A 550-nucleotide genomic window follows, 5' to 3' on the forward strand; every position below is an offset into this window, starting at 1 on the left:
TCTGATGAACATTTTCTTGAAAGTAGTGCGCCGGTCAGCAACCTGCCCCTACAGTTGCGCCACCGCAGCAGAATTGCCGCGGCCGTTACCTCCCAACATGGGGTTAGAGGTACGAAGAGGCTTATTCTCACGACCTGAAGAAGTAGAGTCCGATTGCGACTGTGATGCTGGTGGCGAAAGTGTCGAGGGAGCGGCGATAGTCGGTGTGAAGAATTTTCCAGTTCTTCAGGTGTGCGTTCGCGCGTTCGACAACGTATCGGATCTGGTTGACTTGTTTGTTGTACGCCTTGTCTGTCGCGTGCAGGGTGCCTCCGGCGGGCTTCTTGATCGGTGTGATCATGTCGCACCCTTGGTAGCCTTTATCGCCGACGTGGACGGGCCGGGTCGTGTGGGGTGTGTCCAGCAGTCCAGATGCGGCCAGTGCGGCTTTGTCGTGACGGCGACCGTCGATGGGGCAATGCCACGTAGACTAACGCATCCTCGCAGGTCAGCAGCTGTTTTCAGGTCTCGCGGCAGGGCCGAGATCGGTCCGCAGCAGCGTCGTGAACAG

At 58.2% G+C, this 550-nt stretch carries 1 protein-coding gene; it reads right to left on the bottom strand.

Translation table 11 applies throughout. The features are described from left to right. Window positions 1–127 precede the first annotated feature (127 nt). Window positions 128–451 carry a transposase family protein gene (locus tag EFY87_RS13030; RefSeq protein ID WP_123271930.1) on the bottom strand — a complete coding sequence of 108 codons (324 nt, stop codon included), beginning with the start codon at window positions 449–451 and terminating at the stop codon, window positions 128–130. Window positions 452–550: the final 99 nt, after the last annotated feature.

This window comes from Flexivirga caeni (genome assembly GCF_003724155.1).
Classification (GTDB): Bacteria; Actinomycetota; Actinomycetes; order Actinomycetales; family Dermatophilaceae; genus Flexivirga; species Flexivirga caeni.